The sequence below is a fragment of the Mesorhizobium sp. M0227 genome (genome assembly GCF_040321855.1).
Classification (GTDB): Bacteria; Pseudomonadota; Alphaproteobacteria; order Rhizobiales; family Rhizobiaceae; genus Mesorhizobium.
Map to the genome: position 1 here is coordinate 343765 of NZ_JAMYSJ010000001.1, position 12748 is coordinate 356512.

The 12748-nt window shown below is 63.8% G+C and carries 12 protein-coding genes; 3 read left to right on the forward strand and 9 right to left on the reverse strand.

Annotation, left to right across the window (positions count from 1 at the left end):
- Positions 1-42: 42 nt before the first annotated feature.
- Positions 43-810 (forward strand): triose-phosphate isomerase, encoded by a 768-nt coding sequence (locus NKJ00_RS01485; protein ID WP_023808904.1) that lies wholly within the window; start codon positions 43-45, stop codon positions 808-810.
- A gap of 33 nt (positions 811-843) precedes the next feature.
- The gene (gene derI, locus NKJ00_RS01490) at positions 844-1281 is read left to right on the forward strand and encodes a D-erythrulose-4-phosphate isomerase (RefSeq protein ID WP_013533067.1); all 438 of its coding nucleotides are present in this window, start codon (positions 844-846) and stop codon (positions 1279-1281) included.
- A 20-nt stretch (positions 1282-1301) separates the two neighbouring features.
- Here the strand turns inward: derI and dhaL are convergent, their stop codons facing one another.
- The 4 genes from dhaL to oiaX all read right to left on the reverse strand — a co-directional run bounded on the left by dhaL (position 1302) and on the right by oiaX (position 5699).
- Positions 1302-1943, reverse strand: a complete 642-nt coding sequence (gene dhaL, locus NKJ00_RS01495) for a dihydroxyacetone kinase subunit DhaL (protein ID WP_352628462.1) — start codon at positions 1941-1943, stop codon at positions 1302-1304.
- Between the two features lie 27 nt (positions 1944-1970).
- Entirely contained in the window at positions 1971-2978 is a 1008-nt protein-coding gene (locus NKJ00_RS01500) for a dihydroxyacetone kinase subunit DhaK (protein ID WP_352628464.1), read from the reverse strand.
- Between the two features lie 131 nt (positions 2979-3109).
- Positions 3110-4444, reverse strand: coding sequence for a four-carbon acid sugar kinase family protein (locus NKJ00_RS01505; RefSeq protein WP_023808901.1), 1335 nt, complete (start codon positions 4442-4444; stop codon positions 3110-3112).
- A gap of 4 nt (positions 4445-4448) precedes the next feature.
- Positions 4449-5699: a 3-oxo-isoapionate-4-phosphate decarboxylase OiaX gene (oiaX, locus tag NKJ00_RS01510; RefSeq protein WP_023808900.1), complete on the reverse strand. Its 1251-nt coding sequence runs from the start codon at positions 5697-5699 to the stop codon at positions 4449-4451.
- Between the two features lie 185 nt (positions 5700-5884).
- On the opposite strand from oiaX, the gene NKJ00_RS01515 reads away from it, so the two are divergent.
- Complete coding sequence (locus tag NKJ00_RS01515; protein WP_352440098.1) at positions 5885-6598, forward strand: transcriptional regulator NanR; 714 nt, start codon at positions 5885-5887, stop codon at positions 6596-6598.
- Positions 6599-6600: 2 nt separating this feature from the next.
- On the opposite strand, the gene apnL is transcribed toward NKJ00_RS01515, so the two are convergent.
- Genes apnL through NKJ00_RS01540 form a run of 5 tightly spaced genes read right to left on the reverse strand, consistent with a single transcriptional unit; the run spans position 6601 to position 12727 of the window.
- Positions 6601-8439: a D-apionate lactonase gene (apnL, locus tag NKJ00_RS01520; protein WP_352628466.1), complete on the reverse strand. Its 1839-nt coding sequence runs from the start codon at positions 8437-8439 to the stop codon at positions 6601-6603.
- Entirely contained in the window at positions 8436-9470 is a 1035-nt protein-coding gene (locus NKJ00_RS01525) for a Gfo/Idh/MocA family protein (RefSeq protein ID WP_352628468.1), read from the reverse strand. The genes apnL and NKJ00_RS01525 overlap by 4 nt, the downstream gene beginning before the upstream one ends.
- 2 nt (positions 9471-9472) lie before the next feature.
- Positions 9473-10537: an ABC transporter permease gene (locus NKJ00_RS01530; protein ID WP_023808896.1), complete on the reverse strand. Its 1065-nt coding sequence runs from the start codon at positions 10535-10537 to the stop codon at positions 9473-9475.
- Entirely contained in the window at positions 10530-12086 is a 1557-nt protein-coding gene (locus tag NKJ00_RS01535; RefSeq protein WP_023808895.1) for a sugar ABC transporter ATP-binding protein, read from the reverse strand. The genes NKJ00_RS01530 and NKJ00_RS01535 overlap by 8 nt, the downstream gene beginning before the upstream one ends.
- Positions 12083-12727, reverse strand: coding sequence for a DUF2291 family protein (locus tag NKJ00_RS01540; protein WP_352609307.1), 645 nt, complete (start codon positions 12725-12727; stop codon positions 12083-12085). Before NKJ00_RS01540 ends, NKJ00_RS01535 begins: the two co-directional genes overlap by 4 nt.
- Between the last annotated feature and the right edge of the window lie 21 nt (positions 12728-12748).

Genomic DNA, 12748 nt, shown 5'->3' on the forward strand with positions numbered 1-12748 from the left:
ACCGATGGTGGCCAGGAAAAACGCGCGTTGAAGGAGAAAAGAATGACCCCATATTGGGTCGGCACGAGCTGGAAGATGAACAAGACGCTTGCCGAGGCGCTGCAGTTCGCCGATGCGTTGGCGGCCTTCGTGCCTGACTTCGATCAGGCGATACAGCCTTTCGTCATTCCGCCGTTCACCGCCGCGCGCCAGGTCAAAGCGGCGCTGGCCAACACCCGCGTGAAAGTCGGCGCCCAGAACATGCATTGGGCCGACGCCGGTGCCTGGACGGGAGAGATCTCGCCAGTGATGCTGAAAGACTGTGGGCTGGATGTGATCGAACTCGGCCATAGCGAGCGTCGCGAGCATTTCGGCGAAACGGACGCGACTGTGGGACTGAAAACGGCGGCCGCTGTCAGGCACGGGTTCGTGCCGCTGATTTGCGTCGGCGAGACGCTGGCTGAGCGTGAATCAGGCCGCGCCGAGGCGGTGTTGACGGCACAGGTTCTCGGCGCGCTGCAAGAGCTGAGCGGCGATCAACTGAAGGCTGAAATCCTCTTTGCCTACGAGCCCGTCTGGGCGATCGGCGAGAAGGGCATTCCCGCCAGCGCCGACTATGCCGACAGGCAGCAGGCGCTGATCAAGCAGGTTGCCGCCGACCGGCTGCCGGCTGCCCCGCCTGTGCTTTACGGCGGCAGCGTCAATCCCGGCAACGCGGCCGAACTCATCGGCCAGCCGCATATCGATGGCCTGTTCATCGGCCGCTCGGCGTGGCAAGCGGAAGGCTATATCGACATTCTGAAAAAGGCGTCGGCCGCCATCGCGCGCTGACCGCTAAAAGACCAAGCAAAGGAGCTCATCATCATGAAGATCGCACTCGGAGCCGACAGCGCCGGCAAGCCGTTGCTCGACGTCATCGCCAAGCATCTCGCCACCAAGCCGGAACTGCAGGTCGTCGACCTAAGCCAGGCCGGATTCTACGCCGATATCGCCGCCTCGGTCGGCCACGAAATTCTCGACGGCAATTACGACCGGGCCATCCTGTTTTGCGGCACCGGCATCGGCGTCAGCATCTCCGCCAACAAGGTCCCGGGCATTCGCGCCGCATTGACCCACGACACCTATTCCGCTGAGCGCGCCGCCAAGTCCAATAACGCCCAGATCATCACCATGGGCGCCCGCGTCATCGGTCCCGAACTGGCGAAATCGATCGCCGACGCATGGTTGGCCTCGGAGTTCGATCCGAATGGCCCCTCCGCCACAAACGTGCAGGCCATCGACAAGCTCGACGCCAAGCGCTGACGCGAGGGCCTGCTGCTGAGTTAACTGGTCAAGGCGACCCGCATCGCCTCGATCACGGTCACGGCGGAGGCGGCGCCCGGGTCCATGTGGCCAAGCGAGCGTTCGCCGAGGCGCGATGCCCGGCCCTTGGTGGCGACCATCGACTTGGTCGCCTCCGCGCCGGCGTTTGCCGCTTGTGCAGCAGCTTCGAGACTGCCCGCCAGATCCTTGCCGGAGGTCAGCGCTTCGCCCGCCGCCTGCGCAGCCGGCGCCCATGCATCGATCATCGTCTTTTCGCCTGGCTCGGCCTTGCCGCGATCCTGAATGCCTTTGGCCATCGCCTGGAACAGAGTGACCACGTCCGCGTCGTCGAGCGTCGTCTTGCCCTTGACGGCTGCCGCGGCGCGCATGAACGCGGTCGCATAGAGCGGACCGGAGGAGGCGCCAACCGCATTCAGGAACGACTTTGCCGCCGTGCTCAGCAAGGTGGTCGGATCAGTGGCCTCGGTGTCCAGTGCGGCGACTGCATCGCGTGCCGCGGAAAATCCAAGCTCCATCGCGATGCCGTGGTCGGCGTCGCCGATAACTCCGTCAAGCGCGCATAGTCGGTCCCTGTCGGCCGACATGGCGGTTGCGATCGCCGCGAACATCGCGACAAGGCGGGCGGTGTCGATTGTCGTCATGTCTTAGTCCTTGCCACAGAAGTGGGTTTAGCCGGCGCGAAACATGGCGCAGTCGCAGGGGTGGTCCAGCATCGTCTGCAACTCGCCGTCCAGCCGATGCAGAGTGATCGAGGCCCCGGCCATTTCGAGCGAGGTGCAGTAATTGCCGACCCAGCTTGCGTGTATGGACACACCGATCTCATCGAGCCTCTGCTTCACGCGCCGGTTCATGATGTAGAGTTCCATCAGCGGCGTCGAGCCCAGCGAATTGACGAGCACCGCGACCTTGTCGCCGCGCGCCGGCGCCATCTCGTCGAGAATCCTGTCCAGCATCTCGTCGGTGATCTCGTCGGCTGTTTTCAACTTTTCGGGCGCGATGCCGGGCTCGCCGTGGATGCCCATGCCGATCTCCATCTCGTCCGGGCCGATCTCGAAATTCGGCCGGCGGGTCTGCGGCAGCGAACAGGGCGACAGCGCCACGCCCATGGTGAAGGTATGGTCGTTGGCCTTGCCGGCGACGCGCTCGCATTCGTCGAAGGACAACATCCGGTCGCAGGCGGCGCCGGCCGCCTTGAAGATGAAGAAATTGCCGGCGACGCCGCGCCTCTTGTGCCGCTGGTCGCGCGGTGCCGAGGCGACGTCGTCGGTGCTCAGCACCGTGCGCACCTCGATGTCGTCCATGGCGGCCATCTCGGCCGCCATGTCGAAATTCATCACGTCGCCGGCATAATTGCCGTACATGAAGAGCACGCCGGCGCCGCCGCTGACTGCCTTGGCGCATTCGAGGATCGGGTCCGGCGGCGGCGAGGCAAAGACATTGCCGATGGCCGCAGCGTCAGCCAATCCCTTGCCGACAAAGCCGAGAAAGCTCGGCTCGTGGCCCGAACCGCCGCCAATCACGAGGCCCACCTTGCCCTGGCGCGGTCCGTCGCGGGCGATGATGGAGCGTGGACTGCCGTCCACGCTTTTGAGATGGCGGGGATGCGCTGCCAGGATGCCTTCCAGCATCTCGTCAACGGCGCGGTTGCCATCGTTGATGATCTTCTTGGTCTGCACCCGACGTCCTCCCGATTTCGGCATTTTCGCAGATAGTACCGGGTGTTACCGGGATTTCCACCCGGCAAGGCGCATTTCGCGTGTTGAAGTGCTCTCGCACAGCGGCTCCTGAAATCCAGGTGTCGGCTGGTTCAAGTGCCGAGGCCGTCGCGGATGGCTGAGAAATAGCGATCGGTTCCGACCTGGCCGCCCTTGAGCGCGACCTCCAAGCCGTCGATCGCCTTGACGCGCGAGTGGGCAACGCAGAGCGGCGAGCCAGGCGAAGCGGGCAGCGGCATGCGAATTGTCAGGGCATCGACACCCATCTCGCCGAGTGCGTGGCTCGACGTGTCGCCGCCGGCAATGACCACGCGCCGCAAATTCTGTTCGATCGTCAGGCTGCGAAGGATTTCTCCAAGGCCGCGGCCAAGCCTGTGGCGGGCGCCTTCCTGCCGGTCGATTTCGGCGCCCCTGTCGGCATCGGGGCCAAGCGCGGTGTAGAGGATGACGCTGCGCCCGGCTTGCAGACTGGCACGGCCGCTTGCCGTTGCGCGCGCGATCGCCTGCTGCGAAGACTCCGAAACCAGCTCGACGGGATCGACCTCGATGCCGTCGAAACCGTCGGTCAGGGCATGCCGGATCTGCCGCTCGGTGGTCGGCGAACAACTGCCCGACACGACGGCTATCCGCTCGGCTGCGCCCGGCGGCGTAAAACCTTGTCCAGCGCCGACAATGTCATTCGACGCCCATTCGGCCAGCAATGCATACTCGACCCCGGACGAGCCGACGACAAAAGAACCGCCTGGCTTGCGAACGCGCCAGATCTCCTTGCCGGCCAGAGCCTGCGTTTCCAGATTGTCGACATCGAGAAGCACGATGGGGGTGCCGTTTCCGGTCAGGCGATCGAACGCGGCCGATCGCGACGCGGACTGCAGCGTTGCAAGGTCGATCAGCCCGGAGCTCAGCGCCGTCTGCCGCGACAGATGGATCAGGAGATCGGCCTCATCCATCGGCGTCGTCGGATGGCGGCTCATCACAGGGTGGCGATCGATGCGGAAATATTGGTCGCGATAGGCGGCGAATAGATGGCCGAAGGCGGTGTAGCGCTTGAGCTGCGGCGCGCCGACCAGCAGCGGCACACTATCCTGCGCGAACACCGAGCGGCCGACCTCGATGGCCCGGCCGATGCTGCCGACCGTTGGGCTGGAATCGAAGGTCGAGCAAACCTTGTAGTGGCAGATCGCGGCGTTGAGTGTCTTCAGCCAGGCAAAGGCATCGCGCAGATGCATGTCCATCCACTGCGGCGTCTCGCTGCGGCTGGTGCCGGCGAGGCCGATCGCCCGGCAATGGGCAAATCGCGAAAGCAAGGCATCGTCCGGCTGGCGCATGAACAGCACGGTCGGCACGCCGCCGAGCTCAAGCGCCTCCATGACATCGGTCGAGCCGGTCAGGTCGTCGCCATAATAGCTGAGAAGCAGGTTCTGCATGGCTTCAGGCTGCCTTGCCGTCGCCGAATTTTTCGATCGACCGCGCCAGTTCAGGGTGGTTCAGGGCGAAGTCGGCAAGCGGAATGCCGTCGACCGCCGCCTGCCAGGCTTGCTGCACGGCACGCACGCCGGCGCCCGGCCCGTCCGGATGGCTGACGATGCCACCGCCGCAGAGATAGAGAAGATCGACGGTCCGGCCGGTCCGCGCATATGTCTCGGGCGCCTGCCCGCCCCACTGGCCGGAGCCGGCGACCGGCAAGGCGCAGTCCTCAGGTGAGAAGATCGGCGTCGTCACCGCCTTGAACGACTCGACGAAGGAGTCATCCGGCTCCCAATATTTCGAGGCGATGCCGTTGATCTGGAATTGGTCGACGCCGAGCAGTCGCCAGAATTGCTGCCAGACCTTGAAGCCCATACCTAGCCCGGGGTGCCGGGTGAGGATGTCCCAGCCGTTGCGGTGAGCATGCAGCACCAGACTGGAGCGCTTCCTCAGGAACGCCATGCCACTGAGCCCGATCGAATTGATGTTGACAACAGCGCAATTGCCGCCGGCCTTCGCCACCAGATCGTGGTTGCGCATCATCTCATCCGGGTCGGCATGCGAAATGCCGAAGGCATACATCACTTTCTTGCCGGTCTTCTGCTTATGGTCGAGGATCAGCGGCATAATTGCCTTCACCCGCTCCGACAGCGGCGAATAGGCCGGGCTCATCAGCTTCTCGTCATCCTTGATGAAATCGACGCCGGCGGCGATCAGTTCCGCCACCATTGCCGCCGTCTCGTGCGGCCGCAGCCCGAGCGCCGGCTTGACGATGGTGCCGATGATCGGGCGGTCCGTCACACCGGTCAGTCGGCGGCTGCCGGCGACACCGAACTGTGGGCCGGGATGCGCGCCGCGAAAATCCTCCGGCAGCTTCATGTCGACGACGCGGATCCCGGTGAGACCCTTGATCGAATAGGTGCCGCCGATGGCGATGGTCATCAGCGCCGAAAGGTCGGTGCCGATGGCATCGAACGGAAAGGCGATGTCGACATCGGCGCGTTTGAACGGCCCGCTGCCGTCATCGGGAAGTGACGGCCGCTCGGCATCGGGCAGAGGCCGGATCGCCAGCACGCGCGCCGCCACCCGGGCCTTCAGCTCTTCGGTCTCGCCGGGCAGCGCGACGAAGGTGCCGGTCGACTGGTCGCTGGCGATCTTGGCGGCCAGCGCTTCGATGCTTCCAGGCGTTTCGATGCGATAGGTGAGGGTGATCATGGTCTGCTGTCTTAAGCCGAGGCGTTCGAAAAAGGTTCACCGGTGTTCTAAATCTGGTATAATGAGTACATAAGTATTGCAAGGCATATCCGGCTAGAAGTTTTAGGCAGATCGACAGGCGGCAATTTCCGGGAAATGTGGCGGCAGTGTTAGATAGGGCCGGCTCAAGGGAGTGATTCGCGACGATGAACCGTTCGGAACCGATTGTCCGGCGCAAGCTTTCCGACGAGGTCTTCTTGCGGCTGAAGCGCCTGATCACCAGCGGCGAATTGATGCCGGGTGACGACATGCCGTCGGAGCGCGAACTGATGGAGCGCTTCGAGGTCGGCAGGCCGGCGATTCGCGAGGCGATGCAGGCGCTGAGCAATATGGGCCTGGTCGCGATCTCGCATGGCGAGCGCGCCAAGGTGCTGCAGCTCACGGCAAAGTCGATCATCAAGCAGGTCGATGGCGCCGCCAAGATCATCCTGTCGTCATCGAAGGACACGCTTGAGCACCTGAAGACCGCGCGCATCTTCTTCGAGCGCGGCATGGTCAGGGAAGCCGCCGAAAAGACCACCGCCGAGGATGTGCAGCGCCTCAGGGCCACCGTTGCCGAACAGCGCGGCTTCCGTGGCGATTCCGAAGCCTTCATCTCCGCCGACATGAAATTCCATACCCAGATCGCCGCGATCTCAGGCAATCCGATCTATGTCGCCGTTAGTGAGGCGATGCTCGGCTGGCTGAAGGAATACCACACCGAAATGCTGATCTGGACCGGCAAGGAAAAGTTCACGCTAACCGAGCACGAAGAGATCATCGGCCGCATCGAGAAAAAGGATGCGGATGGCGCCGAGAAGGCGATGATCAAGCATCTCGAACGCTCGCGCGCGCTCTATGTGATGAACTCCGAAAAGTAGCTTCAGCCGAGCCGGGTGATCGCGTAAGGCGTCATCACGAGATGGCCGCGGCCAAAAGCTGAAATGTCGACCGGCACGTCGTCCGCCGTCAGGTTTGCCAGCCACACGACCGTCTCGTCCGAGGCCGAGCGTCCGGCCAACGCCAGCACCTTGGTTTCATCGCTCGTCCTTGCCGCCACCTGCGTAAGGCCGGCCAGTTCGCAAAGCCCCTTGATAGCCCCGAAGAGTGGCCGGGGCGATCCTGCCGCAATGGGTTCTCCGGATGACGCCAACACGCCGAACGGTCCGGTGAAGCTGGAGAGCGTGAGCTGTTCCAGTCCGGCGGGCGCGACGCGTGCTGCATAGCCGATCGTCCATGCTGCTGCGAACAGGCCGGCATGGCGCGGGTCTCGGTCGGCCATGGCGATGCGCTGTCCCCCGGGATTGGGCTTGGTCGCGCCGCCATAGGGGTTTTGCCGCATGGCAATCGTCGACGGACCGATCCGGTAGGATTTTGCCCCGAAGATCGCCCGTGCCGATTGGGTGATGAAAGGCAGCGCCTCCAGCGATTGCATGATGCTCAGGTCGTCGGCGGCGTGCACGATCGGACAGGTGCAATGGGTGACGAAATCGAGCTGGGCCGCTGGCACGCGCTTGCGGTTGAGTTCCGTGAAATAGCTGAACATACCGCCACCGAGGCGGATATCGGGAAAGGCGCGCCGCGCAGCCGCAAAGACGTCTTCGAGCGTCGGGCAGTCCGGCCACGCGCTGCCCGGAGGCGTCGACTGCCGGTCGACCGAAGGCGACACGGCAATGACCGAGAGTTTCAGTCCGGCCCGGCGCACCAGGTCGGCGACGCCTGACAGCTCGGCGTCAAGATCGCCAGCGCAGGCAACAACGCATTCGAGGGTCGTTTCGGCTGCGTAGGCAGTTGCCAGTCGGGCGAAAGCGCGCAAGGCGTCGAGCCCGTGGCCACGCGTCGGATCGTAGTGAAACAGCAGCTGTTGTGGGCCGAGTGCCGCCAGCGTGGAGAGGTTCGCCAGCGCCGTCTCGACATCCTCGGGATAGATGACCACGCCGACATCGGGCAGCCTTGGCCCGACCTCGCCGAGTCCAACGCGGACCGGTTCGCTGGTCACGGTGGCAGCCGGTGCTTTGCCTTCACCTGCGATGCGCAGGCTGATCGTCTGGCGCAGGGTTTGGCCGGCAGGCAGCACATACGGCCATGGCAGCGCCAGCGGCCGCACATAGGTCTTGTAGGATGCGTCAGACCAGTTGCGCTGGTCCTCCATTTCGAAAGTATCGCCTTCCATCCGGCATTCGGCGGTGACGCCAGGCCGAACCTGATGGGTGATGGCGCGGATATCCTTGAAAGGCTGCCAGGGGTCTATCAGTTCGGGAAGCTTTGTCGCCTCCACGCTGCCGTCCGTATGCTCGACCTTGACCGGGCTGCCGGCGAGGTCGGCGATAGGATGCAGGATGCAGAAGCCGCAGCGGTTGGTTTCGAAATCGCTTTCGGGAAGGGCGCTGACCTCGAAGGCCAGATGGCTATCGGCAGAGCCTTTGATGGTGGCGCGGAAGCCGAGCCGGCTTCCATCGGGGGCCAGGCAGCTTGCCGAATAGCTGACCGAAAAAGCGTCGGCCGCCTGGTTGATGATCAGGTCCGTCAAATTTGGCTCATAGGTGCCCCAGTCGCGGTCACGCACGATATAGGCGATGGCGCGCAGCACCTCGGTGCCGCCATGCCGGATGGTGCGCAGATTGCCGTTGACGAAGTCGGCGCTGAGCGCGCCTGCGCGTAGCCTGATTGGTTCGGCCTCGACGGCATGCGTTCCGTAGAGCAGGAATGCGTCGGCGGTCATTTAAGCAAGGCGTCGAGCTGCACCGGTTGCCGGCTCGCGGCACCGGTGTAAGCCGCCTCGACCAGTGCGAACGTCTTGAGATTGTCGGCGCCCGAGGTCGCCGGTTCGATTCCCTTCGCCAGGCAGTCTACCCAATGCTGCTGGATGGCGACGACGCTTTCCTGAATGTTATGCCAGGGCCGCGACGCCCATGGCAGCAGCGGCGGCGAGACGTCGGTGACGACCGTGCCGTTCTTGCCGGTGACGGTGAGCCGGTATCCCTGCGCCAGCCGGATCGTTCCGTCGCTGCCGTCGATCTCGATCAGCGTCTCGGGAAACGGCTCGGTGGCAAGCTTCGTCGCATAGCTGCAGTCGACCACGGAGGTCGCGCCGCTCTTGTGGTCCAGAAGCATCGTCGCCACATCCTCGCCCGCGATCCTAGGATTGACGCGGGCGGTTCGCGACGTGATGGTCGAGACGTCGCCGAGCAGGAAGCGGGCGATATCGAGGATATGGATGCCGAGGTCCTCGATGATGAAGCGCTTTCCCGTCGCTAGATAGGGCTGGCCGGAAAACACGTCATAGCCGGAGCGGAAGGAGATGCGCCCGAAGAAAGACGTGCCGATCTCGCCGCTGTCGAGCACGGCGCGCACCGCCTGGATCGGCGACTGCCAGCGAAAATTCTCATGCACCATCAGCGGCACGCCGGCTTCCGCGCATGCCCCGACCATTGCCTTGGCGTCGGCGAGCGTCGGCGCGAACGGCTTTTGGCAGATCACCGGAACGCGATGAGCGGCCGCCATTTCGACAAGCGGACGATGGCTGGGCGCGGTGGTGGCGATGTCGACGAAGTCCAGGCTTTCGCCGGCAAAAAGTTCCGCCGCATCGGTATAGCGCTTCGCTATGCCGAACTGGTCGCCGACGATCTTGAGCCGTTCCGGGTCACGGTCGCAGATAGCAACGATCGAAGCGCCCGCAATGCCGCGCCAGGCGTGCATCTGGTTGACGGCAAAGAAGCCGCAGCCGATCAGCGCTCCACGCAACTCCGCCATGCTCAACCCGCCTTCGCCATCTGCATCAAGGTGACGCGCTGTTGAAGCCGGCGTTGTGCCTGGTCGACGACAACGGCGACGATGATGACGAGACCCTTGATCACCATTTGCCAGAACGAACTCACACCCATCATCACCAACCCGTCCGAAAGAATGCCGATGACGAAGGCGCCGACGATGGTGCCGCCGATCGTGCCGCGCCCGCCCGACATCGAGGTACCGCCGAGCACCGCCGCCGCAATGGCGTTGAGCTCGAAACTTTCGCCTGTTGCCGGATGCGAGGCCATCAGCTCGGACGAGATGATCAGGCCGACGATCGCCGCGCAGAAACCGGAGAACATATAGACGAACATCTTCACCATGTTGACACGGACGCCCGAAATCCGCGACGCCCGTTCATTGCCGCCGACGGCGAAGATATGGCGGCCGAGCGGTGTGTATTTGGCGAGATAGGCGGCTCCCAGTGCAACGACGATCAGGATCCAGATCGCCACCGGCAGGCCAAGCAGCCGGCCTGCACCGAGGAAACCGAAACCGGTGGTGCCAAGCTCCGGCTTGCCGACGAGGTTGGGAAAGGTGCGGCCATCCGACGACAGCAGCGCCAGGCCGCGCGCGACATAGAGCACGCCAAGCGTGGCGATGAACGGCGCGACGTTCAGCCGGGTGATCAGCAAGCCGTTGACGGCGCCGATCAATATGCCGACGGCAAGCGTGATCAGCGCGATCTCGAAGACGTTGAAATAGATGGTGTAGCCGATCTGCAGGTCGATGCCATTGAGCACGAGATAGCCGGCCACCATGCCGCACAGGCCGACGATCGAGCCGACCGAAAGGTCGATGCCGCCGGTGATGATGACGAAGGTCATGCCCATCGCCAGGAACGCGTTCAGCGCCACGTGCTTCGACATCAGGATCAGATTGGCGGTCGACAGGAAATTCGGCGCCGCGATCGAGAAGAAGATCAGCACGGCGATAAGCGCGATGAAGGTCCTGAGCTTCATCAGCGTCAACAGCACGGAGCCGCTGGAAGCGGAATGAGCGGCCGCCTTGGCTGGGATGTCAGTCATGGGCGGTGCTCTCCGTGTGTGGGACCGGTCCGTGGCCAAGCGCCGAAGCAGCGACGAGTGCCGCCTCCGTCGCCTCGGCACGGTCGAACATGCCGGTCAGTTTTCCGTTGCTCATCACCGCGATGCGGTCGGACAGCGCCATCACCTCATCGAGGTCGGAGGTGGCGAACAAAATCCCCAATCCGTCGCGGGACAGTTTGCGCATGGTGCGGAAGACGTCTGCCTTGGCGCCGACATCGATGCCTCGGCTGGGTTCGTCCATTAGCAGCACCTTGGGTTCGGTGAGCAGCGCCTTGCCGATCACCACCTTCTGCTGGTTGCCGCCCGACAGCGAAGACACTTCCTGCGCCGGGTCGGCGACCTTGATCGCCAGTTCCCGCACCATCTGCGTCACCGCCTGCCTTTCGTCGGCGCCACGGATATGGAACAGGCGGGCAAATCGCGACAGGCTGGCTAGCGTCAGATTGCTGGCGACCGAGAGGATCGACACCAGCCCTTCGCGCTGGCGATCCTCGGGGATCAATGCCAGGCCACGCCGGATGCGCCGCGTCGTGTCGCGCTCCTTGACCTTTTTACCGCCAATGAAGATCGCGCCTGTCGAATGGCCGTGGCGGCCCATGATGCAGTCGAACAATTCGCTGCGACCGGCGCCCATCAGGCCGTAGATGCCGAGGATCTCGCCGGCGCGCAGCGACAGCGAGACATGGTCGACGGCAAGCCCGCCGATAGCGCGCGGCAGGCAGATGTCCTCGGCTCGAAAGATCTCCTCGCCCGGAAGATGGCCGTCAGCCTTGGCGAAATCCTTGGCGTCGGAACCGATCATCTGGCGAACGATCCATTGCGTGTCGACGTTCTTCATCTCCTCCTGGCCGGTGATGCGGCCGTCGCGCAGCACGGTGATGTAGTCGCCGATGCGGATCAGCTCTTCCAGCCGGTGCGAGATGTAGACGATGGCCACGCCGCGCGCCTTGAGGTCGGCGATCACCTTGAACAGGATCTCGACCTCCGCAGCGCTCAGCGCCGAGGTCGGCTCGTCCATGATCAGGATTCGCGCATCGAGCGAAACCGCCTTGGCGATCTCGACCAACTGCTGCTGGCCGATGCGCAAATCCTCGACCAGCATGTCGGGCCGTATGCCGGCTTGCAGGCGTTCCAGAAATTCAGCCGCACGGCGCTCCTGTTCCTTGCGGTCGATCTTGCCGAAGCGGTTGGTGATCTCCCGGGTGGCGAAAATATTCTCGGCGACGCTCATGTTGCCGAACAGGTTCAACTCCTGGAACACCATGCCGATGCCACGGTTCACCGCATCACCGGATGACGAGAAGGAAACCTCTTCGCCTTCCAGCAGGATGCGGCCGGCGGTCGGCCGTTCCACACCGGCGATGATCTTCATCAGCGTCGACTTGCCGGCGCCGTTTTCACCGACCAGCACGTTGACCGCGCCCTTGCGCACCTCGAAATTGGCGCGCTTGACCGCAACGGTGCCAGAATAGACCTTGGAGACGTCCTCCAGCTTCAGGATGATTTCGCGCTCTGCTGTCGCGCTCATGGCTTCGGCCCGATCTCTGCCTCCGCCGGCGTCACCAGCGGCAGGTCCTGGCCGCTCCCCAGCGTATAGGCGCCCAGCACTTTGGCACTGCGGCCTTCCAGCGCCTCGCGCGGCAGCTTGGACAGCACCGTCTTGTCGGTGTAGCTGTTGAACGCCTTGCCGAACTGGGCGAAGTCGATCTGGTTGGTGAAGTCGTTGAACTGGATGAAGTCCAGGCTGTCGCGCAGCGCGGTGCCGCGCACCGCCGGTCCGATCTGCACCCGTGCATCGGCCTTGCCGTCGCCGTCGACATCGACGTCGACGGTTGCCGCCCGCGACTGCGTGTTGGCCGCGACGATCTTGCCTTCCAGGCGAACCGCGAAAGTCCAAGGCGAATTCGCCTGCTTGTTCGGATTGCCGTATTTGGCGCCGGCAGCCGATGGATCGGTTGTCGCCAGGGTGTGAACCTGCGCAAACGGTCCGGCTTTCTGCTGGAGATAGGGCACGACCTTTGCCGCCCATGTCTCTTCGACCATCTTGTCTGGATTGAAGGCGGGAGCGTTGTCTCCGGCTTCCGATTTCGTAGGCAGGATCTTGCAGGCGGTCAGGCTGATGCCGACCATCACGGTAAGGATCGGCCAGTTCGGCTTGGTGTTCAGCATGGCGGCCTGTCGTTCAGCATC

Coding starts and splice junctions, on each gene's coding strand:
- dhaL (WP_352628462.1), bottom strand. CDS start 1,943: ATGACGACAATCGACACCGCCCGCCTTGTCGCGATGTTCGCGGCGATC.
- NKJ00_RS01530 (WP_023808896.1), bottom strand. CDS start 10,537: ATGACTGACATCCCAGCCAAGGCGGCCGCTCATTCCGCTTCCAGCGGC.
- NKJ00_RS01505 (WP_023808901.1), bottom strand. CDS start 4,444: ATGCAGAACCTGCTTCTCAGCTATTATGGCGACGACCTGACCGGCTCG.
- oiaX (WP_023808900.1), bottom strand. CDS start 5,699: ATGATCACCCTCACCTATCGCATCGAAACGCCTGGAAGCATCGAAGCG.
- NKJ00_RS01515 (WP_352440098.1), top strand. CDS start 5,885: ATGAACCGTTCGGAACCGATTGTCCGGCGCAAGCTTTCCGACGAGGTC.
- NKJ00_RS01525 (WP_352628468.1), bottom strand. CDS start 9,470: ATGGCGGAGTTGCGTGGAGCGCTGATCGGCTGCGGCTTCTTTGCCGTC.
- NKJ00_RS01485 (WP_023808904.1), top strand. CDS start 43: ATGACCCCATATTGGGTCGGCACGAGCTGGAAGATGAACAAGACGCTT.
- apnL (WP_352628466.1), bottom strand. CDS start 8,439: ATGACCGCCGACGCATTCCTGCTCTACGGAACGCATGCCGTCGAGGCC.
- NKJ00_RS01535 (WP_023808895.1), bottom strand. CDS start 12,086: ATGAGCGCGACAGCAGAGCGCGAAATCATCCTGAAGCTGGAGGACGTC.
- NKJ00_RS01540 (WP_352609307.1), bottom strand. CDS start 12,727: ATGCTGAACACCAAGCCGAACTGGCCGATCCTTACCGTGATGGTCGGC.
- derI (WP_013533067.1), top strand. CDS start 844: ATGAAGATCGCACTCGGAGCCGACAGCGCCGGCAAGCCGTTGCTCGAC.